This is a genomic window from Aquimarina sp. I32.4 (assembly GCF_002924285.1).
Classification (GTDB): domain Bacteria; phylum Bacteroidota; class Bacteroidia; order Flavobacteriales; family Flavobacteriaceae; genus Aquimarina.
In genome coordinates this window covers 17,642-43,321 of record NZ_PGUB01000038.1, presented here as the reverse complement: position 1 = coordinate 43,321, position 25,680 = coordinate 17,642, and the positions used below count along the sequence as shown (strand labels likewise).

Here is a 25,680-nt window from a genome sequence, read left to right as displayed (position 1 = left end):
TGGTTTTTAGTGTTAGAAAAAGTAAAAAATGTAACCACGAAAATGGCAATGGTCACAGCAATTGCGTTCACTTCGAACCAAACTTGGATGAATTTTAAAAATATAGCACTAGATCATATGTATTTTAGAACTTAGCCAAAAAGAATAAAAGGAGAAGAGTTTGTAGAAAATTCGATTATGCATATTTGTTTTGGAGTAAAAGATGCACAAAAAGCTTTTGACTTTGCTATAAGTAGAGGTGGCAAAGCATTATCTCCAAAAACTACTTTAGCATTAAATAGTGGCAAAAAATCGATCACGGCAACCAATAGCTTGGTGTATAGTCCTAATGGAGAAGTGATCGAATTTTTAGAGGTAATGGATTTATGTTTTTTATAACTTTCTCTTTTGTACTATAACATTTTATTTAATTCTAATTGCATCTTTTGAAATACAATAGAAGTGTGATTGATGGATACCTATTAATACTATAATCCTTTGTAAAAATTAAACACTGTGGGGTTTAAAGCTTTTAATGCATTCATTAATTTAGATGTAGGTGAACCATAAATTTCTAGATTAAAAGTTGCTATTTTTGTAAGGTTAAGAGGAAGTTTACCAAGATTTTGCATATGAGAAAGCATTGCTTCTGAATCAGAAAACTCCTCATCTACAATACATAGATTATCACTAAAATACCAATCGTATTTTAATGTGCTTTTATCTTTTTGTTTAACACAGTTGATACATTGAGTGGCAATATCTTTAAAATTTTCTAATTTTCCTTTTTGAATAGTAAATATTGCTTTTGATTTTAAGGCGCTCATTTTTTATTGTTTTAAGAATGCAAGTTTATGATAAAATTTGGTTATGCCAATTGAGAATTGATAGTAATCTCAGTAGTATTACAATAAAATTATTCAGTGCAAATATTTTGAGTGATAATGCTGACTAACATTGATAAAAAGGATATAGTTTTTTGTAGAAAAAGAAACCCAAAAGATTAAATTTATAATCTTTTGGGTTCAAAAAGAATTCCCTGTCTTTTTTTGATGCTATCTTTTATAAAATTTGGATGTTTTAAATGTTGATAGCGATGATTTTTTTGTGTATTCTAATTGTATGTTTTTTGTTATACCAAATGTATGATATTTTAGGATTGGTTGTTCAGGGGATTAAACCCCTTTTTAGGCAGGGGAGTTTTATTAAATTCTCCTTAAAATATAGTTTTTTAGTTATTTAAGTGTTAAAATTTGATTATACGATTCCCATCTTTTGTAGCAAGAAAGAAGCGTTCATATTTTGGCAAATACCTTCTTTGAATTTATAATCAAAATAAAGTTCGTCGTTGATAATTTGAGCATCAAAAAATCGATTTTTCACTTGGGATAGTTCTGTTGCAATTTCACAAAGGCTCAAATCATGAGTTGCAATAATACCAGTAGCTCTAGCATCAACAAGTTTTTCTACAAATTTACGAGACCCTGCAGCTTTATCTTTACTATTAGTTCCTTTTAGAATTTCATCCAGGATAATAAAATAGGTATCTTTTTTGAGAGCATTTACTATTTTTTTAAGCTGAGTGAGTTCTGAAAAGAAATAAGAAGCATCATCACTAAGAGAGTCTGATGTTCTCATACTACTAATAAGTTTGATGGGGCGATATTCGCAGCTTTTTGCACATATAGGCAATCCTATATTTGACATAACAATTTGTAAGGCTATGGTGCGTAAAAATGTACTTTTTCCTGCCATATTAGCTCCTGTAATAATCAAAAATTGTTCTTTATCAATTGTGATATCATTGTCTATCCTTTTGTTTGGATTGAGCATAGGGTGTCCTATATTTTGAGCATTGATAATGATGTTGTTATTAGTTATTTTTGGATATATGTACTCAGGATGATTAAAGGAGAAATTACCTAAAGAGTTGTATGCATCAAAAAAGGCGATTACTTCAAACCATTGCGCTACTTTGTCGTGGTTTTTGGTAATCCACTGCTCTATGCGATAACTTTGTTTAATGTCCCATAACATTAGTCCATTGGCAATAACGCCAAACATCATATTGTTACGTTGATCAAAAGCATTAAGTATACTAGCAAATTGTTTTAGGGTATGAGAGGCTTTTTCTCGTTCATGAATTACTAATTGTTGTTTTTCTTGTAGTAAAGAAGACTCAAAAACGGTATTTTCAATTTTATAAACAAGTTTATAGTATTGTTCAAATGTGCTTTTTACTTTATTGGCATCACTATAGAGTTTGTTTATCTTTTTCAATTGTGTTCCTGTGATGGCAAGTCCTATAAAAAACCATATCAGAAATAGATTAAAAGTAATAATTTCTGTAAATAATAAGAATAACATTATAGCAGATATTACTGATATTATAATAGGTAGTACACGCATAATACGAGGTACAAAAGAGGTGTAATGTTGTAACCACTTTTGGATTGTGGGAATTGATACAGTAACATGAACCATTGAGGCGATAGCACTGAATTCCTGCCGCCATTGAGGGAGTTTGGCAATGTTTTGAATGGCATCTTGTTTTTTCTCGATATCATCAATAGTGTTAGCAGTAAGTATAGAGGCTAATTTGTTTTTTCCAGCAAGAGTAGTGGTACGATTAGCGAATTGAAAAAAAGATTGTTCTCCAAACAAGTCAATATCATGACTATAAAAATGACTAGCGTTTATAAATTCTTTTCCAGATGTAAGTTTGCTTGTGTCACCCTCAAACACATCGAGCTCTAGTTGGTTAGAATCAATTAGCTTTTGTAACTTGTTTTTGGTGTAGGTAAGGTCTGTATGTCTGTTTACTAAAAAAATAAAGGCGACGACTCCTACAACAATACTACCAATAATAATCTGGGTGTTGGGGTATCCAAAATAGATTCCGAGAACTATACTGATAAAAAGAAATAAACGAATAGTGCTAGAAAGCGCTAGCTGTTTTTTTGCTTTTTTTAATGATTGTGTGTATAGAGAGATTTGTTCTGTATAAAATTGCTGAGGTGTATTCATATTGTGTATAAAAAACAGAAATAGGATGTATCTTTTTTGATTATACATACCAAATTAACTTGTCTATGTATAAGATGATTATTTGCTACATACTTTTATGTATATCAAAAGAAGATATTAATAGTTTTGTTTTTTTGATGCTAAAGGTTATCTAATTCTTTTTTCACTTTTTTTGTCAATCCGCTTACAACAAGGTTATAAGAGTGATCAATAAGTTCGATTATTATATTAGTAGACAAACTACCAGAAAAGTTAACAGTATTCCAATGTTTTTTACTCATATGATATCCTGGAGTTATTTCTGGGTGATATTCTCGAAGTTCTATAGAGCGGTCTGGGTCACATTTTAGGTTCACACTAAAAGGGATGCGTTCTAGGCCAGTAAGGGCAAACATTTTGCCCATCACCTTAAAAACAAGTGTTTTTTCATCAAAAGGAAACTCTTCTGTCACTCCTTTTTTTGATAAGCAATAATCCCTAAAAGTTTCTATATTCATTTTTTGCCTTATTTTTCTTTATAATTCAGAAGAAGGTTTATTATTCTAACTGTTTTGTATCTTGATTATTGTTATTTAGTTTTAGAGCAGAATAGTCTAGTGTCCAGCCAATTGACTCAGCAAGGGTTTCCATAAGAGAAATAGCTGTTATTGCTTCCTTTTTTGCAGACTCCATAAGTCCACTTTGAGGAATTTTATCTTTTATAAATTGTTTGGCTTCTTTATTAAGATCTGTAAGGTCAGAAGAGGTAAATGGATTGAGCCAACCTTCTTTTTTATCATAGTACTTAAAATCGGTTTCTATAGTAAGTAGTTTAGGTTGCGGAAAATGGGTAAGAATGATTTTCTTTTTTTTAGTATCACTTTCTAGGGTTATTTGTGATAAATCAAAGCCTACGTGGGCTTTGGCTTCTATGATAATCAATGCTTTTTTTGTACCTGATAATAGTTTAAAAAACTTTTCTTTTACACTTTCATAATGATATATCTCTGCAAAATCCCCTTCTACTGTCACGAGTTTACAGACGCTTTTTATTTTTTCTTTAAGCACAACAGATTGTGTTTGTACCGATGATTTATTTTTTGCAGCACTGAATCTTGCAAAAATAAAATATGCCATAACCGAGCCTCCCAAAAGCCCTATAAACAATAACTCCATGGCGTAAAGATAGGAAGAATATCGTTTAAGAAACTACGTGTACTATATTTTTATAGATAGCATATTATATCGTTTTTAAGAAAGTAAAAATTATTTTTTGGATTCATCAGTGACTAATGAAAATCCTTTGTCTTGTAAAGATTTAATATGGTTTTTGTTTACTGTTATAATTATGGTAGGGCCTAAGCATACTTCACAAGCTTCACACATCATCATATCTTTAGGGGTAGCATCTTCAAAACTTATAAGATTGATATTTATGTGTTTTAGGTATTTAGAAACCTTGTTTTCGAGACTTCCACCTTCTATTCCAATCCATGGTTCTTTGCATTGTTTTGGAGTGATCGTAAGTTTTGCGATACTATCAGTTTCAGTTTTTGCAAATTTATCATTGCTTGCTGTGCAGGAAAAGAAAGCAATTGATATAAACAACAAGGATAATATTTTGAGTGAATGAGACATAATTGTTGATTTTAGAATATAACTTATACGTTAGATGTTAGGATGCTAAAAAGGTTGGTTTATACTTTGTTATTGTTTAGTTAAAAATATGATAGTGCTAAGAGCTAGGGTTTTATCGATAGTATAGGTTTTGTTATTATAAGATTGTGTAGAGGATAGGCTTACTGGGTGATGCATCATTTTCAAAAGGTGCAATCATAAGATTAAGGAGGTATTGACCATCAGGAATCTTATTTTTTACGTAGACCATTTCTGTAATTGTAGCGTGGTAGCGAGTGGCAGTTGGATAGTTCCAAAAAGCTTTATGAGCTACTAATTTACCATCATCTTTTTCTTTGTCAACAGAAGGTAGATCAATAAGTAAGTGATCAATAGATTGTTCTCTAATATAAATGGCTGCTTCTTCTGTGAGATATGGCCAATTGGTATTAGAATATTGCTTACTACATTTTTCTTTTGTATTTGGTAGGGTTCTTATTATCAGAGCTTCGGCGGCAGGTGAGGTAAGTGCTTGAGCAATTTGATCTTTGTCAATTATATAGTCTTCATTTTTCTTTTTAGGCTGTATAGTGATGACTTCGGTAATACAGAAAAAATGTTTTAATATTTGGTTAATGCTGTGTGATTCTGGTGTGATATGCCCTACACATTCAGTATGTGTACCATGACCATGAGGGTTGAAAAGAATGTTATTAAAGTTGGTAGATGCCCCTTCTGATACTTTTCCTACCCAACCCCCATTTGTTACAGGTTCTATCTTGGGAGACTTGATATACCATGCATTCACATTGTTTGTAGAGGCTCTTAGAGGAATTGATATATCTAGTGGCTTAGATAGGTCGACATGGTAAGATTTGCCTTGATGTGTTATTGTTGTAATCATAAATTATATCAACCGTTTTGAAACAGAAAGTCACTCTAAATTTAGGAAGAAAAGATCACTTGAGATACCATCACTCAAAAACTTTCCTTTTTTGGTTACCAAGAGATTCCCTTTTTCTAGAGACAACAGCCCTTTATCGATGAATTTTTGTATTTGTTTAAGTAGGTATTGTTTGTATTGATCTCCAAATTCTTTTTCTATTTTTTGTAGTGATACACCCCAGATAGTGCGTAGGCCTGTCATAATATATTCATTATAACGATCTGTGATGGTCAAATTTTCAATTTCTCTAGGTAGTTTATTTTGTTGTAGTGTATTGCTGTACTTTATGTTATTGCTTATGTTCCAACTTCGTTGTTGTCCATTAAAAGAATGGGCAGATGGGCCAATGCCTAAATACTGTTTTCCTTGCCAATATGCAGTATTATTTTTGCTAAAATACCCAGGTTTTCCAAAATTAGAAAGTTCGTAATGTACAAAACCTTCGTTTTCTAATGTATCAATCAGGGTTATAAAATGTTTTTGAGCAAGATGATCATCTATAGATGGGATTTTTCCTTTTTCAATTAATTTAGGTAAAGCTGTTTTGGGTTCTACAGTAAGGGCATAGCAAGAGATATGAGGGATTTTGAAATCTAGTGCAAGTTGAATATTTTGTTTCCAACGATCTATAGACATATTGGGGATACCATAGATCAGATCTATAGATATGTTGTTAAAGTATTGAGTTGCTATCGATAGTGATTTTTTGGCTTCCTTAGCATTGTGAGCTCTATTCATCATTTTGAGATCTTCTTCAAAAAAGGATTGAATACCAATACTCAAACGGTTTACATTGCTTTTTGCCAGAGATTTTATTTTTTCTTCGGTTAGATCATCTGGGTTAGCTTCAATGGTAATTTCTGCATCTTTTGCAATCTTATAATATGTGTAGATTGTATTGATAATGAGTTGTAACTCGTCTATTGATAATACTGTAGGGGTGCCTCCACCAAAATAAATGGTCTTTATAATAGTATCAGAAGGTATCTCTGATTTCCTTAATACAATTTCATTACATATAGCGGTGATTACGTCGTCTTTTCTTTTCATAGAAGTAGAAAAGTGAAAGTCACAATAATGGCAAGCTTGTTTGCAAAAAGGAATATGGATATAGATACCGCTGATAATGTTGTGTTTTTGGAATTATAATTTACAGATTTGATAGTATCAAAAAAAGACTGTTTTATTTTTTGACTCGTTTTTCGTTTTGTTTTACAAACGATGCCCATCCGCTATAGCTTTTACCTACAATATCTGCACGACCCATATTATAAAAATGACATACTGCTGCTGCTAGTCCATCTGTAGAATCTAGATTTTTAGGTAATGTTTTGATTTTTAATAAACTCTGTAACATTTTTGCTACTTGTTCCTTACTAGCATTACCGTTACCTGTAATGGCCATTTTTATTTTTTTTGGCGAGTATTCGGTAATAGGTACTTCTCTGCTTAATCCTGCAGCCATAGCTACTCCTTGAGCACGACCCAATTTGAGCATAGATTGTACATTCTTGCCAAAAAAAGGAGCCTCAATAGCTATCTCATCAGGATGATAGGTATCAATAAGTTCTACTGTGCGTTCAAAAATAAGTTTCAATTTTAGATAGTGATCATCATATTTACCAAGCTGTAATTCATTTAATTGTAAAAATGACATCTTTTTATTTACAATTTTAATAAGTCCAAACCCCATTATTATGGTTCCAGGATCAATACCTAATATGATTTTTTCGTTTTCCAAGAGATACAACTTTTTTACAAAACTACGCAATTAAGAATAAGGATGGATATAGTATATTAATTGATATGTATTACCAAAGGGAGTTTGTATCTACTCGTAACAGGTGTGCTGCGAGTATGTGCTGGTTTAACTTCTGGCAAAGAATTGATGCTTTTTTCTAAATTGATTTTTAGAGTAGGAATTTGTATTGCTATCTCATAAGGTGGAGCAAAATCTTCTAATATAATTTCTCCTTCTTTGGTAATAAGGAGCGGTACCCAAATAGTATCATTTATAGTTTTTTTGACTTTGAAGGTTTGTTTTGTGAGATAACTATTGATGTGTTGCGTAATAGTATTTTGAAAACATTGTTTTAGTAATTCTTCAGATTTTGATTTACAAGCATCAAAAAGAGGGGGTTGATCTACTTCATTCCAATTAAGTTTTTCTAACCCCTCTTTTACCATATCTTCTTTGTTTTCTTTTTTGAGCACAAAACTATCACAAGAAAATAAAGTAAAAATCAATAGACCAATATGCCAATTTCTTACACTCATTATCCATAAACTATTTGGATTGCCAAACTACATAAAATTTTTAAGAGAAAGAGACGTGTTGTGCTCTTTTGTTTTTTTTGGCTTTAGAGATATGATTTTTTGATTATTAGTTACCTTATTTTCTTATGTTATGGTGATAAAAGAAAATGTTATAATTTACTATCTCTCTTTTGTTATATCTAGATTGTAACTAGGTACATTTATACCTTTATCTGTTTTTATTGGGGGTAAATCAAGTATATTTTTGTTTGTTTCTGAAGCTTTTTCGTTTTTAAAATATACTGTACAAATACCATTATTAGTTTTTTCTGCATAGTGACTTCCATAGGTGAGATGAACTTTATATTTACCTTTAGGTATATTCTTGATAGAACCTGTACTATTCTTTTTAAGATATGCTGTTCTTATATTTTTTGAAGTTTCGGTAGAAATTATATGTATGATTATTTCAGAACCTTCTTTATTAGTAAGTCTTAGGTAGTTGTCCAGATGAAGGTCGTATGCTGCATTTTTATTAGGGCATTTTGGTTCTAAAATTTTGTTTTCAAGAGGTGTTGTAGGTTTGTTTCCTGAATTACCTATTATATCATCCAATAATTTTTTTGATGAATCTGTATCCTTAGAATCAAGTGATAAATTATAAGAAGGAACCTTTAATTTCAAAGTAAGCCTTGGAGTGTTAAAATCTCACTTAGTGAGTAAAAACTGTTGAGGGAGTATTAATCGTTGTCGGTTATTTTTCCTTGAGGAGAAAGGTTTATTTCTGTCATTTTTACATCAAAGGTTATGAGTAGAGTGAATACATTATCAAACACTTCTTTTTTGTTTGTAGAAGCTGTTTTTGAAGTAGGAATAAGGTAAGGGAAGGATTGCAGTGTCTTTATGGCTTCTAGTTCTAGTGCTGTAGATGATGATTTGGCTTTAATACTAATGATTTTTCCAGTTTGATCAATTTTAAACCTAGTATATATTTTATTATTTCCTGGTTTGGCATAGGGAGTGATAGCAGTAATGTCATAATTTGAGTCTACAAATTCTTGAATGGTATTGATTATACAATTTTTTCTTACCCGTTCATTCGTTACGTTTTTACATTTTATTGAAGGGTTCTCCTGAGCATTAGAGGTTGAGTATATTGTAAATAGTATGAATGATATAAAGAGAGATCGTATGGCTAAAGGGTAGTTTGTAGTCAAAATAATGGTTTGTCAATATTTATATAGACAAAAAAAGTAAATAAAAGTATACCGATGAGAGAATAACTTTTTTAATAATCCAGAGGGAAAGTTAATTGATCTTGACGTAACGAATCAGAAACATTACCGTCATATAAGTAAAAATAGAGTATGGATATAGCTTTGCTCATCATAGGTTTCTTATTTTGTGTTTTGGGAGTTGTAGGAAGTTTTCTTCCCGTATTACCAGGACCGTTTACTTCTTGGATTGGATTATTGATTCTTCATTTTACAGATGCAATTACAGAAAATTGGACTTTTCTAGGTGTTACTCTGGGGATATCAATAATAGTTTGGGCGCTTGATTATATTGTTCCAGTAATGGGAACAAAACAATTTGGTGGAACCAAATATGGAATGATTGGTAGTTCTCTAGGGCTTATTGTTGGAATTATGTACATGGGGCCTTTTGGGATTATAATAGGACCTTTTGCTGGAGCTTTTATTGGAGAGTTAATAAAAGATAGCAGTGAGTCTTCAAAAGCATTAAAAGCAGCCTTTGGCTCTTTTGTTGGTTTTTTGGCAGGGACTTTTCTGAAATTTATTGTGTCTATAGGTTTTTTGATATTCTACTTTATTAAAATATCAGAAAATTGGGAAGGGTTGTTTTAAATTTTTATTCTAACGTATACGTTAATTTTGTAGTGATAGCAGCTGTTTTTTCTCTCGAAGAAGTATTTAGAGCACCGCCCCAAGAGTGATCTTCTCCAGAGTGTCTTCCTGTGATTTGAAAAATCCCCATTTTAGCAAGAGTTAACTCATCCAAGGTTGATCCAGAATTTTTAGCTATTTTCTCTGCTCTCAATTGTGCATTTTCTGTAGCTTTTGAAATCATCTCAATCTTTAATTCTGCAAGTTTAGTGTAGTAATACCTAGGTTGCTTAGAATAAAATTGAACACCCTTATTTAATAACTCTGTAATTTCACGAGATATTTTTTCTACTTTATCGACCTCATTAGAGTTTATTTTTATGATTTGCGATAATTGATACCCTGTAAAGCTTTCGCCAAGATAATTTCCCTTTTCAGAATAATTTGGCTTAGTTGTTCGATTAGTAGTTACTGCATTAAAAACTACAGATTTTATATTGATTCCTTGAGTTGTTAAGTAATCAATAACGATTTTTTTATCTTCTTTAAGATCTGTATATGCTTGTTGTAGATCAATACTTGATTTTGTAAACTCTCCCTCCCAGACAATCAAATCAGAGCTGAAATTTGTTGTGCCATGACCAGTAACTGTAATTGTTCTTTCTGGCTTATTTCTGTTCATGTATGCGTTTCCTAAAACGATGGATGCAATGATAATTGCTAATGAAAAAATAGCAGAACTAATATTAGATTTCATTACTTGATGATTTTGATAGGTCTAAAGTATTGATAAAAAAAGAAGTTTACCTCACGGGATTCAGGGATTTTTGTGAAATATGTACTTGATCTGTAACTTTTGATAATAAGCTGTCAGAAAAAAACAGAAATCATCTTGTTTAGATTAACCAGAATATTTGCATAAACACAACTTTTGGTCTTGATCCCTTAATCCATTAAAAAAAGCCTCTCCAAATTTATGGAAAAGCTTCTCATCGGTTTACTACTAAACCACTCACGCTAGGCGTGAGACAACACAACATTTTTGCGCTAAAAAAAGCTTCAATAAACATTGAAGCTTTTAGCAATTTTGCGGTCTGGACGGGACTCGAACCCGCGACCCCCTGCGTGACAGGCAGGTATTCTAACCAACTGAACTACCAGACCAGGCCGTATTGCGGATGCAAATATACACCTCATTTTCATACTCACAAATGTTTTTTTCGTTTTTTTTCATTTTTTTTAGTGGGGGTTAGGCAAATTTCTGTCTTTCAGTAAAGTATGTGGTCATAATTTTATTGAAATCTTTTGTGGTATCTGATGCTACATACTTTATACCGTATTGACCACACTTCATTTTTAGATCATAAAAGTAAGAAGAGACCTCTTTTTGATAATTTTCTCTAATGGTATCTGCATATAAGTTGATGAAATCTCCAGTTTCTACATCAACAAATCGAGTAGGTTGATTGTTAAAATCAAACTGTAGTTCCTTACTACTGTCAAAAGTATGAAAAAGAATTACTTCGTGTTTGTTGTGTTTGAGGTGTCTAAGGGCTTCAAATAATTTTTCGGGATTAGATGTTGCTTGTAGCATATCGGTAAACAAAAAGATCAATGAACGGCGATGAATTTTTTCAGCAATAAGATGTAAAAACTTAAATGTATCAGTGTTTTTACTTTCAGAACGGGTCGTTATTGTTTTGTTGAGTTGATTAAGGAGCATTTGATGATGTCTTTCACTACCTTTTTCTGGAGCATAATAATCATATTGATCACTATAGATGCTTAAACCTATGGCATCACGTTGCTTTTTTAGGATATTCATTAAACAAGCAGTAGCTAGCACAGAAAAGCTAATTTTGTTTAATGACCCAATGTGATGCTCTTTTACTTCAGGATAGTGCATAGAAGAAGAATTGTCTATAATAATATGACATCTTAAATTGGTCTCTTCTTCATAACGTTTGGTAAAAAGTTTATCGGTTTTAGCAAACAGTTTCCAATCTATATGTTTGGTACTCTCTCCGTTGTTGTATACCTTATGTTCAGCAAATTCTGCAGAGAAACCGTGAAAAGGACTTTTATGCATACCAGATATGAAGCCCTCTACAACTTGTTTTGCTAGTAATTCTAGGTTGGTAAAACCACCTGTTTTATTTATCTCTTTTTGAATATCCATGGATTATTCTTTGGTAAAAAGTGAAGACATGTATTATTAGTTTGACACCAATATACGTATTGCAAAATAGTATTCATAAAAAAAGGTTTGACTTTTAGGTCAAACCTTTTTTTATTTTTATGATACTTTTTCTGTTACAAAAGAGAATCTAATGCTTCAGCGTACACATTTTTTGGCGATACACCTACTTGACGACCTACAACTTCACCATTTTGAAAAACTAATACTGTAGGGATATTTCTTACACCGTATTTTGCTGCAAACTCTTGGTTGGCGTCAACATCTACTTTACCAACAACGGCTTTTCCATCATATTCATCACTAATTTGTTCGATGATAGGACCTACCATTCTACATGGACCACACCACGCTGCCCAAAAATCTACTAATACGGGTTTGTCGCTTTTAAGTACTACCTCGTCAAAAGTAGCGTCTGTTATTTCTAGTGCCATAGTTATTTATTATTTAAAAAATTCTTGTTTGTTTTTATTATTCACAAAATTAGTCAATAATTCTGCCAAAGCTTACAGCTGTAATATTTGTTTTGACTATAGAGGTATTGAAAAACTTGATATCAAATATACTATTAAATTATTCTGATACAGAATAATTTAATATTCTTTGTGTACTCTACGTTTATACAGAGGTCTAATATAGGTACTGAAAGAGGGTGTTAATTTAGTTTATAATAAATAGATTCTTCTTCTAATGCAATGAGTAACTCTTGAGAAATATTTACTTTTTGTTTTCGACTAGGCATATGTAATTTTAATTTTTCTGCCATTTCATAAATCACAAAATTCAAAGTGTGATTTCCAGAATGACTGTCTAGTAGCTCTTTTAAATGATCAATTCCTGAGTTTGAGAGTTTATTTATATCTAATTGTATCGTCAGCTTTCGTGCATAGGTTTCCATAACATCATGTAAAAGTTGAAAACTGTTAAACTGGATTCTTGGATCTCCTTTTTTTCCAGTATCACGATTTACCCATCCTTCTTTGATATAAGCTTTGGTGTATACAAATGTGCTCTTCACCAAAAAGGGTCGATGTTTAAGGTATTCTTCACCAAAAACTCTAAATTCATATGCCGTATTGTAGTCTTCTATTGTAAATGTAGCCCATCCTTTACCATTTTTTGAGGTCCTATGTTCAACATTGGAGATTACTCCACCAAAAGAAATTTCTCTATTGACATTCTTTTCGAGATCTATAAAATTAAGTAAGGAGCCGTTGCAGAAATATTTCATTTCATATTTAAAATCATCTAGAGGATGACCAGAAATATAAATTCCTACCACTTCTTTTTCTCGTGCTAATTTTTCCATAGTTCCCCACTCTTCGCAAGGAGGTACTATAGGTTCTGGGATTTGTACATCACTAGCTTCTCCAAATAAGCTTACTTGAGAAGAATTTTCGCTCTCCTGAAATTTAGAACCATAACGTACTGCTTTTTCTAAAAAAGTTATCCCATCTCCTTCTTCATGAAAATATTGACCTCTATGAGTGTCAGAAAAAGAGTCAAGCCCTCCTGCTAGTACTAAGCTTTCAAAAGCCTTCTTATTGGCGGCACGAAGATCAATGCGTTTGGCAAGGTCAAAAATAGACCTGTATGGTGCTTCCTCTCTGTTTTCAACAATTGTGGCTACAGCGCCTGTTCCTACTCCCTTTATGGCTCCCATCCCGAAACGTACTGCACCGTCTTTATTTACTGAAAATTTGCGATATGATTCGTTAACATCAGGTCCAAGTACATCTAGTTTCATTCGTTTGCACTCTTCCATAAAGAAAGTAACCTGTTTGATGTCATTCATGTTATTAGATAGTACAGCGGCCATGTATTCAGCGGGATAGTGTGCTTTGAGGTATGCTGTTTGGTATGCAATCCAAGCGTAACAGGTAGAGTGGGATTTATTAAAAGCATAGGCTGCAAAAGCTTCCCAGTCTTTCCATATTTTTTCTAAACTCTCCTCAGCATGCCCTTTTTCTGAAGCTTGTTTAATAAACTTAGGCTTCATTTTGTCAAGAACTGCTTTTTGTTTTTTACCCATAGCCTTACGTAATACATCGGCTTCACCTTTGGTAAAGTTTGCTAGCTTTTGAGATAATAACATTACTTGCTCTTGGTAGACAGTAATACCATAAGTTTCTTTTAAGTATTCTTCGCAAGCCTCGAGATCATAGATAATTTCTTCTGTACCATGTTTCCTGTTGATAAAACTAGGAATGTATTCTAGTGGCCCAGGGCGATATAGAGCATTCATTGCAATAAGATCGGCAAAAACAGTAGGTTTAAGTTCCTTCATATATTTTTGCATTCCAGGAGATTCGTATTGAAACACACCTACAGTTTCTCCTCTCTGGAAAAGCGCATAGGTTTCTTCGTCATCTAATGGGAAATTTTCGGGGTCTAATTCTACACCATGTTTCGCTTTTACAATTTTTACGGTATCCTTGATTAAAGTTAATGTTTTTAACCCCAGGAAATCCATTTTTAGTAGCCCAGCATCTTCAACTACAGAGTTGTCAAACTGTGTGCAGTACATGTCGGAGTCTTTGGCTAATGCTACAGGGACGAATTTGGTAATATCATCTGGTGTGATAATAACTCCACAGGCATGAATCCCTGTATTTCTTACAGAACCTTCTAATATCCTTGCCTGATTAAGTGTTTCTGCTTCGAGATCACTACCTTCAGCAATATTAAGTAGTTCGTTGACCTTCTCTAGTTCATCACTTCTAAATTTTTTCTTAAGTGTGGCTTCATCAACGCCAAATATCTTTCCAAGCTTTGACATGTTGGGAATGAGCTTAGAAATACGATCAGCATCACCTAATGGAAGATCTAGTACACGTGCGGTATCTCGTATAGATGATTTTGCAGCCATTGTACCATATGTAATAATTTGTGCTACTTGATTAGAACCATATTTTTCAATTACATAATCCATAACACGACCTCTTCCTTCGTCATCAAAATCAATATCAATATCGGGCATACTTACACGATCAGGATTTAAGAAACGCTCAAAAAGAAGATCGTATTTAATAGGATCTAGGTTGGTGATCCAGAGGCAATATGCAACGGCTGATCCTGCGGCCGATCCACGACCTGGACCTACAGAAACATTCATGTCTCGTGCAGCTCGGATAAAATCTTCTACAATAAGGAAATATCCAGGGTATCCTGTTTTTTCAATTACCTGTAATTCAAAATCAAGACGCTCATCGATAGAAGGAGTTATTTCTTTGTATCGCTTCTTTGCTCCTTCATAAGTAATGTGTCTTAAATATTTATTCTCACCTCGTTTGCCTCCATCAATTTCATCTTCTTTAGATTGAAACTCTTCGGGGATATCAAAAGCTGGCAATAAAACATCACGAGCAAGTACAAAAGGCTCGATTTTATCTACAATTTCTTGGATGTTGATAATTGCTTCTGGTAAGTCTTTGAAGAGGTTTTTCATCTCTTCTTGAGGCTTGAAATAATATTCTTGGTTTGGTAGACCATATCGATATCCTCTACCTCTACCAATAGGAGTAGCTTGTTTTTCACCGTCTTTTACGCATAACAAAATATCATGGGCATTGGCATCTTCCTTTTCACAATAATAGGTGTTATTGGTGGCTATAGTTTTTATATTGTGTTTCTCAGCAAACTGTATTAGTACTTGATTTACTCTGTTTTCATCCTCTTGATTATGACGCATAATCTCAATGTAGAGGTCATCTCCAAATTCTTGATGCCACCAAAGAAGTGCTTCTTCAGCTTGTTTTTCTCCGATATTGAGAACCTTGCTAGGGACTTCACCATATAAATTTCCAGTGAGAACAATGATGTCATCTTTATATTGCTTGATAATTTCTTTATCAATTCTGGGTACATAGTAAAAGCCGTTGACAAATGCTGTAGAAGACATTTTTGCCAAATTGTGATATCCGTTTTTGTTTTTGGCGAGTAATACAATTTGATATCCGTTATCTTTTCTGGATTTGTCTGTATGGTTTTCACAGACAAAAAACTCACAACCAACTATGGGCTTTATTTCTACACCTTCGGGTTCTTGTCCGTTTTCTATTGCTTCTGCATTTGCGGCTTTTACACTTTTATTGTGATTAGCAACTCCTTCAACAAAATGAAAAGCCCCCATCATATTAGCGTGATCTGTCATGGCAACAGCATTCATTTTATGCTGTGAGGCAACTTTTATTAGATCAGGAATACTTGTGGTAGATTGTAAGACCGAAAATTGAGTGTGATTGTGTAAGTGCGCAAAATCAACTTTATCAAGTGTGGCTATATTTTTATCGATCTCTTGTTGAGATAGATCAGATCCTCCTTTTTTAGAAAGAGCTTCTTGTATTTTTTGAGAAGCTTTTTTGAGGTTAATGTGCTTTAACCCTATTAATTGAATTGTTTCTGGGTTCGCGGTTGTGAAATTCTGAAAAAAACCTGGTTCTACATCTAGCTCTTCTAGAGTAAAGATTTGTTTACGAATCAATTCAAGAAAACAACGAGTAGTAGCCTCTACATCTGCAGTAGCATTATGAGCTTCGCCAAAAGCTACCCCAAATAGGTGCTGATGTAGTTCGGTAAGGGTAGGTAGTTTGAATTTACCACCACGTCCTCCTGGGATTTGACATAGTTCAGCCGTAGTTTCTGTACAGGTATCTAGAACTGGAAGTTCTTGTAAATTGTTTTCTACTCCCAGACGATGAAACTCGGCTCCCATGATATTGACATCAAAGCCAACATTTTGCCCTACAACAAATTTGGTTTTGGATAGCGCAATGTTAAATTTCTCTAATACTTCTTCTAGGGTGATTCCATCTTGTTCAGCCAGTTCTGTAGAAATTCCGTGAATTTTTTCGGCATCATAAGGGATGTTAAACCCTTCTGGTTTTACTAAATAGTCCTGGTGTTCTATGCAATTACCCATATCATCGTGTAATTGCCATGCAATTTGGATACATCTAGGCCAGTTGTCTGTATCGCTAATTGGAGCATCCCATCGTTTGGGTAATCCCGTGGTTTCAGTATCAAAAACTAAGTACATAAAAAAAGAGGTGTTTCTAGAAAATCATACCAAGTAAATACCTGTATATTTATTTGGTAGAATCCTTATATAAGGACCTTCAAAAATAAACAAAATGAGATGTTTGTTTTTTAAAAAGTTATTCAGAATTATTAACTATGTTTTAGAAGGAGGAATATAAGTGCGATGTATTCATAAAAAAAAGCGATCATTTGGTTGACAAATGATCGCTTTTAGTAAGTAAAGTTGAGTGGGGTAATTTTTAGGGGTAATTTAATTAATAACCAAAATCAAAAGATCCGTTTGATATTTGAGCGCCAGATCTGGTTTCAAATTCAAAATTTCCACTAATACATTTGGTTTCGATATCATGTTCTGTAATGATAAGTGTTCCTGATAATGCAGAAGATTTATCATTGTTTAGCGCATATGATGCACTATAGCCTCCTGATCCAGTAAAAGAATATTCACCAGGAATTGTGTTTGCTAGAAAAACAATTTCTATTTTTTGTGTTTCATTGGTTGCTGTGATAAGTATAGAAGCATCGTCTGCACCAAATAACATTGCGTCATGGTTATCTGTGATCATCTCTGATCCATCTGCCATAGCTGTCAATGATGCGTTTAATAAGCAAGGATTTATTTCTTCAGGAATCACTTCTTCTATGATCCCAGCTTCTATTGGTAAGCGATAAAACCATCCGTTTCTAAAGTTTGTAGCATTACCGTCGTTATCTTTAAGGTTTTTGAAATGAAAGTTACCAGAGATTTCATTATTGTAGATTTCTGTTATGGTTACTTCTCCCTCAGTCTCTCCATCTTTAGAAATGAATTTTGCGTTGTTTTTCTGAAAACTTGCTTTGCTAACAGTTTTTTGAGCTGTTTTGTATGTGCCAAGGTCTGTAGATATAGTTGTGAAGCTGATTGATTTATCCCCTGAACTTCCAGAGATTACTAGGGTGCCATCATCATAAATAACTGCTTTTTTGATAGATGATCTGAAAACTTCGTTTTCTATTTTTGCTTGAAGTGCAGGTGTGTTAATTTCAATATCTGTAGAACAAGAAGTTAAAAATAAACAGATAACTGCAAATGTAGGGGTAATTTTTTCAATCATAGGCTTGGGGCTTTAGAGTGATTTTTTTACGGAAAAACCGTAATTTTTGTTTTGTGAGAACAAACATATAATGAAAATTCTAGGAATACAATTTTTTTATCGAAAAAAAGCATATTTTATCGATGAAATACACAAATCTGTAGTCCGTTGGTGTAAAAAGTAAGTTAAAAGGTAGTTTTTGGGTTTAAAAAAAGTGTTTTTTAAAGATTTTTTATGTTTTAAAAAGTAAAGGAGAATATAGTATTGGTAATAAACTTTTATTTGTTGATTTTTAATTAATTAAAAATAGTTACCTTTGCGCCCTTAATTATAAATAGGGTCGCGTACCCAAAAATTAATTTTTTATGCCTGTTAAAATCAGATTACAGAGACACGGTAAAAAAGGAAAACCTTTTTACTGGATCGTAGCAGCAGATGCTAGAGCAAAAAGAGATGGTAAATTTCTTGAAAAGTTAGGTACTTATAACCCTAATGTAAACCCAGCAAGTATTGACTTAGATGTTGATGGAGCAGTAAAGTGGTTACAGAATGGAGCACAACCTACTGATACAGCAAGAGCTATTTTATCTTATAAAGGAGCAATGCTAAAAAATCACCTAGCTGGTGGTGTGCAAAAAGGAGCATTGACTGAAGAGCAAGCTGAAGAGAAATTTAAAGCTTGGGTATCAGAAAAAGATGGAACTGTTGATGCTAAGAAAGAAGAATTAGCAAAAGCTGAAGAAGCAGAAAAAGCAAAGGCTCTTGAAGCTGAAAAAGAAGTAAATGCTAAGCGTGAAGCTGCAGCAAAAGCTGAAGCTGCTACAGAAGAAACAGCAGAAGCTGAAGGAACCCAAGAAGCTAGCAACGAGGAAGAATAGTTGCATTATAAACGATGAAGAAAGAAGAATGCTTCTATCTAGGTAAAATCGTAAGTAAATTTAGTTTTAAAGGCGAGGTGTTGATAAAATTAGACACTGATGAGCCTGAAAGTTATGCAAAGATGGAATCAGTATTTGTTGATTATAACAACAATCTGGTTCCGTTTTTTATTGAAAAAAGTTCTTTGCATAAAAGTGATTTACTACGTGTTAAATTTGAAGATGTTGACTCTGAAGAGGGTGCAGATGATCTTATGAAGGCAGAATTATACCTTCCGCTTTCATTGCTACCTCAATTAGAGGGCGATCAGTTTTACTATCATGAAATTATCGGATTTAAGATAGTTGATGTAGCTTTTGGAGAAGTTGGAGTTATCAAAGCTATTAATGACTCAACTGCTCAGGCTCTATTTGAAGTAGATCGTGAAGGGGTAGAGATTCTTATCCCAATGAATGACGAATTTGTTGAGAAAATTGACAGAAAATCAAAAGAGGTAATTGTACATACTCCAGAAGGATTGATCGATCTATATTTATAAGGAATTGGTGGTTTTTTGATTATGAAAAATAGTTTTTGAATTTCTTTGCCAGAGGATACCAAATGTGTTATCTCTATGATCTTAAGTAACAAAAATAAAAGCTAGTTGAGCAAACCTTTTACATTCAAAGATTTTACAGTTCATCAAGATAAATGTGCTATGAAAATTGGCACAGATGGGGTGTTGTTGGGGGCTTGGGTTCCTATTGATGATTCAGTTACTTCAATTTTGGATATTGGAGCTGGTACAGGTTTGATAGCTTTGATGATGGCACAACGTTCTCAGGCAGAAGTTATAGATGCTTTAGAGATTGATGGAGATGCCTATGAGCAAGCAGTAGATAATTTTGAAGCTTCTCTGTGGGGGGATCGTTTATTTTGTTATCACGCTTCTTTTCAAGAGTTTTTTGAAGAGATAGATGATAAATATGATCTATTGATCAGTAATCCTCCTTTCTACGTGGAGAATTATAAAACACCAGATGCAAAGAGAGATGTTGCTAGGTTTGAAGATGCCTTACCTTTTGAGCATTTATTAGTGGGAGCTTCTCGATTGTTGTCAAAACATGGTCGTTTTGCTGTAATCATACCATATAAAGAAGAAGATCGTTTTTTTGATATTGCAGGTCAGGTAGGGTTATTTCCGCAAAAAATTACTAGAGTAAAAGGAACGCCTTTTTCTGAAATAAAAAGAAGTCTATTGTTCTTGAGTTTTAAGCAAATGAAATCTGAGATCAATGAGTTAATTATAGAAACTTCAAGACATCAATATACAAAAGAGTATATTAATCTTACAAAAGATTTCTACTTAAAGATGTAAGTTTAATGTCAAAAAAAGGAAGATGTTTGCACACCTCCCTTTTAGAAATTCAATCACTCTACGAATTTTAATCTATATCACCATAAATTAAAACTTTTTTTCATCAAAGAAATTATCCTTTGGTGATCCATTTTCCGTTTGCATCACAGAAAACTTCTTTTTCTTTTTCTCCTTGCTTTATTAGTAGTTTGAATTCTGATGCATCTTCTTTGGCAGCAGCTTTTTCTATAGTTGCTCCTGCGTAGTCTTTTGCTACAGCATCAAGAACTGGTTGAGGTAAGTTTTCTACAGCAAGATCGATGTATTTCTCTTGAATAGGAGTAGCTACTTCTGTGTTATCGGTAGAGGCTACCTCCTGAGCGTTTATGTTTTGAGTTCCAATTAATAATCCAAAAGCAAATACTGGTAATACAAATAAATTTTTCATCGTTTAATACATTTTTAATATTATTATGTTTTAATACATAGAATAATTATGCCATAAGAAATTAAAAATCAGGTATTGTTGTTAAATACTTGCATGTCAGTTAATTATAATTAAGCGTGTGATTATTGCTATCTTGTTAATTGTGGTTATAGTGTGGAAAAATTATGTGATCTGCGGAATTTATACACGAATTTTTGATTCTTATTATTGTTTTTATGATAGATTTGATATGATTTATTGTCATATTTTTATTTTAATCAAAAACTTAATAAATATACTGTTGTAATGGTCAATTGTTTTAAAAATGTCAAAATAATTGCTTCCCTTTTTATCATTACCTACATTTGTTTAGTAGGCTATATACAGTAATTTAGAAAATATAATAAAACAATGAAACCAGACTTATTTCAGGCACCAGATTATTATCAGATCGATGAATTGTTGAATGATGAGCATAAAATGGTTCGCGATGCAGCTCGTAGTTGGGTAAAACGTGAAGTATCTCCTATTATAGAGGAATTTGCGCAGAAAGCTGAGTTTCCAACACAGATTATTAATGGGTTGGCAGAGATTGGTGCATTTGGACCGTATATACCAGAAGAGTATGGTGGTGCAGGACTAGATCAGATTAGTTATGGTTTGATTATGCAAGAGATTGAACGTGGAGATTCTGGAGTGAGGTCTACTTCTTCTGTACAATCTTCACTTGTAATGTATCCTATCTGGAAATATGGTTCTGAAGAGCAGCGAAAAAAATATTTACCCAAATTAGCGTCTGGTGAGTTTATGGGGTGTTTTGGATTGACTGAACCTGATCATGGATCAAACCCTAGTGGAATGACAACCCATTTCAAAGATGCAGGAGATCATTATATTCTTAATGGGGCTAAACTTTGGATTTCTAATGCTCCTTTTGCTGATATTGCTGTAGTGTGGGCTAAAAATGAAGAAGGAAGAATCCATGGGCTTATTGTTGAAAGGGGAATGGAAGGGTTTACTACGCCAGAAACTCATAATAAATGGTCACTTCGTGCATCTGCTACAGGAGAATTGATCTTTGATAATGTAAAAATACCTAAAGAAAATTTATTACCTGAAAAAAGTGGATTAGGAGCGCCATTAGGATGTTTAGATTCTGCTAGATATGGGATTGCTTGGGGAGCAATTGGTGCAGCGATGGATTGTTATGATACTGCTTTGCGATATGCAAAAGAACGTATACAGTTTGATAAACCTATAGGAGCAACGCAATTACAGCAAAAGAAATTAGCAGAAATGATTACAGAAATCACCAAAGCTCAATTGCTAGCGTGGAGATTGGGAGTGTTGCGTAATGATGGTAAAGCTACAAGTGCTCAAATATCTATGGCAAAACGTAATAATGTGGATATGGCTATTAAAATAGCTAGAGAAGCAAGACAAATTCTTGGCGGAATGGGAATAACTGGAGAATATAGTATTATGCGGCATATGATGAATCTAGAAAGTGTGATTACTTATGAAGGAACACACGATATTCATTTACTTATTACAGGAATGGATATTACTGGCATGTCTGCATTTAAGTAATTTTAAACATAATAAGCATTAAGCCTATCATAAATGAACGACTGTTGATTTGTGTGATAGGTTGACTTTAATACAATAGTTGTTTTATTTTCTGCCAGTATTGGTGTTATCTTGCAAACGGTTGTAACTCGTTTGTAATTGTATCTCTAGAATGAAAACCAAATTTAAAACCTACAGCTTTTACATACACATAACTCTGTAATGTTACATCGTATTCCATAGGAGCGTTTAGTGCTTTCATAGTGCGTATTACTCTATATAGCTTTGTTTTTGAAACCCCTAGCTTTGAAGCTAATTCTAAAGGAGTTCCAGTAGCTTTAAGGCGAATAAGCTGATCTATTCGATCCATCATCTCAATGTGTTTGATAATTGCATTCATAATATTAACTGAATTATTAGACTAATCAATATGTATTAATGGGTGAGTATGTTTATGTCTTTATTTATTACTTTGTTACCCTCTATTTTCTTTTTTTATAAGAAATATTATAATATTGATTTTGAAAAAGGTGAATGCCTTATGTGTAGAAGGGAGAGTGTTACCTTATTTTGTGAAGAAAAAAAGAAGATGATGATATTTGTGTAAGATTTCTAGTGGAGTTCATAATAAATAAAACTCTCAAGAAAAATAACTAGGCAAATGGGAGTAAGGAAAATAGAATAAAAATTACGTTCGTATATCCATTGGATAGATGATAAATGTATTTTATTTTTTGCATGAATCAAAAATCATTGAATTCTGGACATGATCATTCTAGATAAAAAAACATTATAAATAAGGATACAATACTAGTTTGGTAGAGGTAAAAAGAAGAGGGAGATTCGTCTATTCAATAAAAAATCACTAATTATTTTTCTATGGCTGTAAGTAAATGTTTCGCCTTGTTTTTATAAGCACCATTGTATCTAATAATTTCATTGAGTAATGGAATTGCTTTTTTAGGTTTGTTTACTTTTAAATATGAGAGTGATAAGTACCATTTAGCAACTTCGTAGTATTTACTTTTATTTTTTATTTTTATAAATAAGGGAATTGCTTTTTCTTCACAATTTGTATTAAGATAGCTATTACCTAAATATAATTGTAATTGATGTTGATTTTCGATATCTGGGTATTTTTCTAAAGCAACTATTACACTATCATAAGAATGGCTGGTATAATTTTTAATAATATGTTGAATCTCTTTATTTGTATTTCCTCGAACAATATCTTCAACGGGAAAAGGCTCATAATACGCTTTGTATAAATCTTGTATTTGATTTTTTGCATTTGTCAAATACCAAAATGTCCCTATGCCTATTAGAATAGCGATCGAGGCTGCAATTTTTAGGTAATAAGAATATGTTTTAGTAGAAGGGACTTTTTGTTTCTCCTCATGTATGTTAGCACTGATACGCATTAATTTTTCTTTAAAATCCAGAGTATCCTGATCCCCTAAGATTTTATGCATTTCTCGATGCTTTTGAGTCTCTTGTTGTAGCTCGCTATTAATAGCCAATTCTTTTTCAAAGGCAGTTAATTCATCCTGAGTCAAAGTATTGTTGATATACCCTTCTATTCGGTCAAATATTTCCGGAGTTCTCTTCATAGGGTATTAGTCGTTTTCAGGGTGAAGCTGTAATTCTTGATATGTAGGGTCTTTTTCTATCATTTCCATAAGATGTCTCTTGCATTCAAATTTTTTCTTTCGTGAATATCCCTCAGAATACCCTGTGACATGTGCAATTTCTTTCATACTTTTTCCTTCAAAAAGTAAACTTAGTACCTTACGACAGCTACAGCTTAATTTTAGAAAGTGTTTACGATATACATGTTCACGATCTTTAAATTCAATATCTTCTATAATTGTAGTGTCTATAATTTCTAAATCTTCAGATAAATTGTCCGTAATAATTAATCTTTTATTTTTCCGTAATCTATTTCTCCATATATTTTTGCAAACTCCATAAAAATAGGTCCGTAATGAGGACTGTAATTCTAAAGAATCTGTTTTTAACTTTTCATATATTAAAACCAAAGCATCCTGAAATACATCTTCTACATCTTCTTTATTTCCAGAATTACTTAGAATATATTGTTGTATATACGGCAGGTTTTTTTTATAAAACTCTGTGAGAATAATCTCATTCCCCGTAACGATACCTTCCAAAATTTTTTGATCTTCGGTAGTATTCATAGGTTTATGTACTAAAATGACAAATCGTTACCTTTTATGGGGTTAAAATAAATCTAGATTTACTTTTAAAGGTTAAGTTAAATTATAAAGTAAAAATAACGATTTTAGTTTTTTTGTCATTACTATTGTACTAAAACTAGTAGTAATACTGTGAATTAATGATTGTTGAGATGTGTTTTTCTTTAGTCTTTAAATAGTTACCTGTTCATAATAGTTTTTAAAATTAGAAAAAAAGAAATAAATTCAAAGTATAATATAGATAGAATTAGTTTGCTGGAAGAGCAAAAAAAGTGAGTTATATTATAAGAATTAGCTGTTATAGTGTATGAAATACGCTGAAGGAAGTGTTATGTCGGTTAAATATTGATCTTTTTTTTAAATTTAGATTAAATAAAAATTCATGAAAATATTTGGACATCGGGGTGCAGCAGGTTTGATAGCAGAGAATACCTTAGAGTCTGTAAAAATAGCATTATTACATAATGTAGATGGCATAGAGATCGATATACATTGTTGTAAAACAGGCGAGTTGGTGGTTATTCATGATGAAACTTTGGATAGAACGACTAATGGAAAGGGAAACGTGAGAGAATATTCATTAGAAGAACTTAAGCAATACAGTACACAAGAAGGGTATGCAATTCCTACTTTGGATCAAGTGTTAGATATTATAGATGCACAATGTTTGCTTAATATAGAATTGAAAGGTAAGGATACGGTGATACCTACTATCAAAGTACTAGAAAAATATATTAATAATTCTAGATGGGAGTATAAGGATTTTATTATATCTAGTTTTGATCATGACCAATTATTTGATTTAAAAGAACATACTTCTCGTTTTAAGATAGGAGTATTGACAGAAGAAAGTGTGGTAGAAGCTTTGCCAATAGCAAAGAAGTTAAGTGCTTTTTCTATACACCCACCAATAGAGACATTAACTAGAGATCATGTAAATCATGCAAAAGAAGTAGGGTTTCACGTGTATGTATGGACAGTAAATGAAAAAGAGTTAATAAAAAAATCAAAGTTTTGGAAAGTTGAGGGAATCATCACGGATTTTCCGAATTTTGTAACAGAAAAACGCAATATTTGATTGGAGCAGAATAAAGAATATGCAAGAATGAAAAAAAAGAGTTTATTAGGCTATTATTAAATCTTGTGTTTTTGTTTTGCGGTGGTAATGAATACTATTGTAGTTTTTTTAAGTTTTAATATGAACTAGTGCCTACATTTTTTTAGCCTACGTAAAAAATAAAAGCTTTGTACTCATATATTTTTGAGTTAACTAGCAAACCCATGTAATAAAA

Annotated in this window: 27 protein-coding genes and 1 tRNA gene; 7 read left to right on the top strand and 21 right to left on the bottom strand. The window is 32.5% G+C overall.

The features are described from left to right. Positions 1-177: 177 nt before the first annotated feature. On the top strand, positions 178-378 hold the full coding sequence (locus tag CVD18_RS10580) for a hypothetical protein (RefSeq protein WP_103865414.1): 201 nt from the start codon (positions 178-180) through the stop codon (positions 376-378). 89 nt (positions 379-467) lie between these two features. Here the strand turns inward: CVD18_RS10580 and CVD18_RS10575 are convergent, their stop codons facing one another. From CVD18_RS10575 to CVD18_RS10525, 11 genes are all read right to left on the bottom strand, one after another. Beyond that, positions 468-806, bottom strand: coding sequence for a hypothetical protein (locus CVD18_RS10575; protein ID WP_103865413.1), 339 nt, complete (start codon positions 804-806; stop codon positions 468-470). Positions 807-1,236: 430 nt separating this feature from the next. Then, on the bottom strand, positions 1,237-3,006 hold the full coding sequence (locus CVD18_RS10570; RefSeq protein WP_103865412.1) for a DNA mismatch repair protein MutS: 1,770 nt from the start codon (positions 3,004-3,006) through the stop codon (positions 1,237-1,239). A gap of 140 nt (positions 3,007-3,146) precedes the next feature. Next, complete coding sequence (locus CVD18_RS10565; RefSeq protein ID WP_103865411.1) at positions 3,147-3,503, bottom strand: MmcQ/YjbR family DNA-binding protein; 357 nt, start codon at positions 3,501-3,503, stop codon at positions 3,147-3,149. 40 nt (positions 3,504-3,543) lie between these two features. Then, positions 3,544-4,161 (bottom strand): DUF4230 domain-containing protein, encoded by a 618-nt coding sequence (locus CVD18_RS10560; protein WP_103865410.1) that lies wholly within the window; start codon positions 4,159-4,161, stop codon positions 3,544-3,546. 90 nt (positions 4,162-4,251) lie between these two features. Next, on the bottom strand, positions 4,252-4,623 hold the full coding sequence (locus CVD18_RS10555) for a hypothetical protein (protein WP_103865409.1): 372 nt from the start codon (positions 4,621-4,623) through the stop codon (positions 4,252-4,254). 136 nt (positions 4,624-4,759) lie between these two features. Further along, the gene (locus CVD18_RS10550; RefSeq protein ID WP_103865408.1) at positions 4,760-5,506 is read right to left on the bottom strand and encodes a cyclase family protein; all 747 of its coding nucleotides are present in this window, start codon (positions 5,504-5,506) and stop codon (positions 4,760-4,762) included. A gap of 30 nt (positions 5,507-5,536) precedes the next feature. Further along, the gene (gene hemW / locus CVD18_RS10545; protein WP_103865407.1) at positions 5,537-6,673 is read right to left on the bottom strand and encodes a radical SAM family heme chaperone HemW; all 1,137 of its coding nucleotides are present in this window, start codon (positions 6,671-6,673) and stop codon (positions 5,537-5,539) included. A gap of 58 nt (positions 6,674-6,731) precedes the next feature. Further along, on the bottom strand, positions 6,732-7,289 hold the full coding sequence (gene ruvC / locus CVD18_RS10540; protein ID WP_103865406.1) for a crossover junction endodeoxyribonuclease RuvC: 558 nt from the start codon (positions 7,287-7,289) through the stop codon (positions 6,732-6,734). 56 nt (positions 7,290-7,345) lie between these two features. Further along, positions 7,346-7,825, bottom strand: coding sequence for a hypothetical protein (locus CVD18_RS10535; protein ID WP_103865405.1), 480 nt, complete (start codon positions 7,823-7,825; stop codon positions 7,346-7,348). Between the two features lie 159 nt (positions 7,826-7,984). Further along, positions 7,985-8,488: a hypothetical protein gene (locus CVD18_RS10530; protein ID WP_103865404.1), complete on the bottom strand. Its 504-nt coding sequence runs from the start codon at positions 8,486-8,488 to the stop codon at positions 7,985-7,987. Between the two features lie 56 nt (positions 8,489-8,544). Then, on the bottom strand, positions 8,545-9,021 hold the full coding sequence (locus tag CVD18_RS10525) for a hypothetical protein (protein ID WP_103865403.1): 477 nt from the start codon (positions 9,019-9,021) through the stop codon (positions 8,545-8,547). Between the two features lie 150 nt (positions 9,022-9,171). On the opposite strand from CVD18_RS10525, the gene CVD18_RS10520 reads away from it, so the two are divergent. Continuing rightward, a complete protein-coding gene (locus tag CVD18_RS10520) occupies positions 9,172-9,672 on the top strand; it encodes a DUF456 domain-containing protein (protein ID WP_103865402.1) in 501 nt (166 codons plus the stop codon). A gap of 4 nt (positions 9,673-9,676) precedes the next feature. On the opposite strand, the gene CVD18_RS10515 is transcribed toward CVD18_RS10520, so the two are convergent. From CVD18_RS10515 to CVD18_RS10490, 6 genes are all read right to left on the bottom strand, one after another. Beyond that, positions 9,677-10,408, bottom strand: a complete 732-nt coding sequence (locus CVD18_RS10515; protein WP_103865401.1) for an SIMPL domain-containing protein — start codon at positions 10,406-10,408, stop codon at positions 9,677-9,679. Positions 10,409-10,741: 333 nt separating this feature from the next. After that, positions 10,742-10,815: transfer RNA gene (locus CVD18_RS10510), tRNA-Asp, on the bottom strand. Positions 10,816-10,900: 85 nt separating this feature from the next. Further along, complete coding sequence (locus CVD18_RS10505; RefSeq protein WP_103865400.1) at positions 10,901-11,830, bottom strand: DUF58 domain-containing protein; 930 nt, start codon at positions 11,828-11,830, stop codon at positions 10,901-10,903. Positions 11,831-11,964: 134 nt separating this feature from the next. Beyond that, positions 11,965-12,282: a thioredoxin gene (gene trxA, locus CVD18_RS10500; RefSeq protein WP_103865399.1), complete on the bottom strand. Its 318-nt coding sequence runs from the start codon at positions 12,280-12,282 to the stop codon at positions 11,965-11,967. Between the two features lie 221 nt (positions 12,283-12,503). After that, positions 12,504-16,886 carry a DNA polymerase III subunit alpha gene (dnaE, locus tag CVD18_RS10495; protein ID WP_103865398.1) on the bottom strand — a complete coding sequence of 1,461 codons (4,383 nt, stop codon included), beginning with the start codon at positions 16,884-16,886 and terminating at the stop codon, positions 12,504-12,506. Between the two features lie 256 nt (positions 16,887-17,142). Next, positions 17,143-17,982 carry a DUF6252 family protein gene (locus tag CVD18_RS10490; protein ID WP_103865397.1) on the bottom strand — a complete coding sequence of 280 codons (840 nt, stop codon included), beginning with the start codon at positions 17,980-17,982 and terminating at the stop codon, positions 17,143-17,145. Positions 17,983-18,326: 344 nt separating this feature from the next. Between CVD18_RS10490 and CVD18_RS10485 the strand changes: the two genes are divergently transcribed. The 3 genes from CVD18_RS10485 (at position 18,327) to CVD18_RS10475 (ending at position 20,197) form a co-directional block, all read left to right on the top strand. Beyond that, positions 18,327-18,839, top strand: coding sequence for a 30S ribosomal protein S16 (locus CVD18_RS10485; protein ID WP_103865396.1), 513 nt, complete (start codon positions 18,327-18,329; stop codon positions 18,837-18,839). A 14-nt stretch (positions 18,840-18,853) separates the two neighbouring features. Continuing rightward, the gene (rimM, locus tag CVD18_RS10480; protein ID WP_103865395.1) at positions 18,854-19,378 is read left to right on the top strand and encodes a ribosome maturation factor RimM; all 525 of its coding nucleotides are present in this window, start codon (positions 18,854-18,856) and stop codon (positions 19,376-19,378) included. A 105-nt stretch (positions 19,379-19,483) separates the two neighbouring features. Beyond that, a complete protein-coding gene (locus tag CVD18_RS10475; protein ID WP_103865394.1) occupies positions 19,484-20,197 on the top strand; it encodes a tRNA1(Val) (adenine(37)-N6)-methyltransferase in 714 nt (237 codons plus the stop codon). A 112-nt stretch (positions 20,198-20,309) separates the two neighbouring features. Here CVD18_RS10475 and CVD18_RS10470 read toward each other — a convergent pair whose 3' ends face one another. After that, on the bottom strand, positions 20,310-20,624 hold the full coding sequence (locus tag CVD18_RS10470) for a hypothetical protein (RefSeq protein WP_103865393.1): 315 nt from the start codon (positions 20,622-20,624) through the stop codon (positions 20,310-20,312). A 390-nt stretch (positions 20,625-21,014) separates the two neighbouring features. Between CVD18_RS10470 and CVD18_RS10465 the strand changes: the two genes are divergently transcribed. Beyond that, positions 21,015-22,193, top strand: a complete 1,179-nt coding sequence (locus CVD18_RS10465; RefSeq protein ID WP_103865392.1) for an acyl-CoA dehydrogenase family protein — start codon at positions 21,015-21,017, stop codon at positions 22,191-22,193. Positions 22,194-22,299: 106 nt separating this feature from the next. Here the strand turns inward: CVD18_RS10465 and CVD18_RS10460 are convergent, their stop codons facing one another. The 3 genes from CVD18_RS10460 to CVD18_RS10450 all read right to left on the bottom strand — a co-directional run bounded on the left by CVD18_RS10460 (position 22,300) and on the right by CVD18_RS10450 (position 24,370). After that, entirely contained in the window at positions 22,300-22,545 is a 246-nt protein-coding gene (locus tag CVD18_RS10460; RefSeq protein WP_158250428.1) for a hypothetical protein, read from the bottom strand. Between the two features lie 496 nt (positions 22,546-23,041). Next, complete coding sequence (locus CVD18_RS10455) at positions 23,042-23,782, bottom strand: tol-pal system YbgF family protein (protein ID WP_103865390.1); 741 nt, start codon at positions 23,780-23,782, stop codon at positions 23,042-23,044. A 6-nt stretch (positions 23,783-23,788) separates the two neighbouring features. Continuing rightward, complete coding sequence (locus CVD18_RS10450; RefSeq protein WP_103865389.1) at positions 23,789-24,370, bottom strand: RNA polymerase sigma factor; 582 nt, start codon at positions 24,368-24,370, stop codon at positions 23,789-23,791. Positions 24,371-24,770: 400 nt separating this feature from the next. On the opposite strand from CVD18_RS10450, the gene CVD18_RS10445 reads away from it, so the two are divergent. Then, positions 24,771-25,466, top strand: coding sequence for a glycerophosphodiester phosphodiesterase family protein (locus tag CVD18_RS10445; RefSeq protein WP_103865388.1), 696 nt, complete (start codon positions 24,771-24,773; stop codon positions 25,464-25,466). The last annotated feature ends 214 nt before the right edge of the window (positions 25,467-25,680 follow it).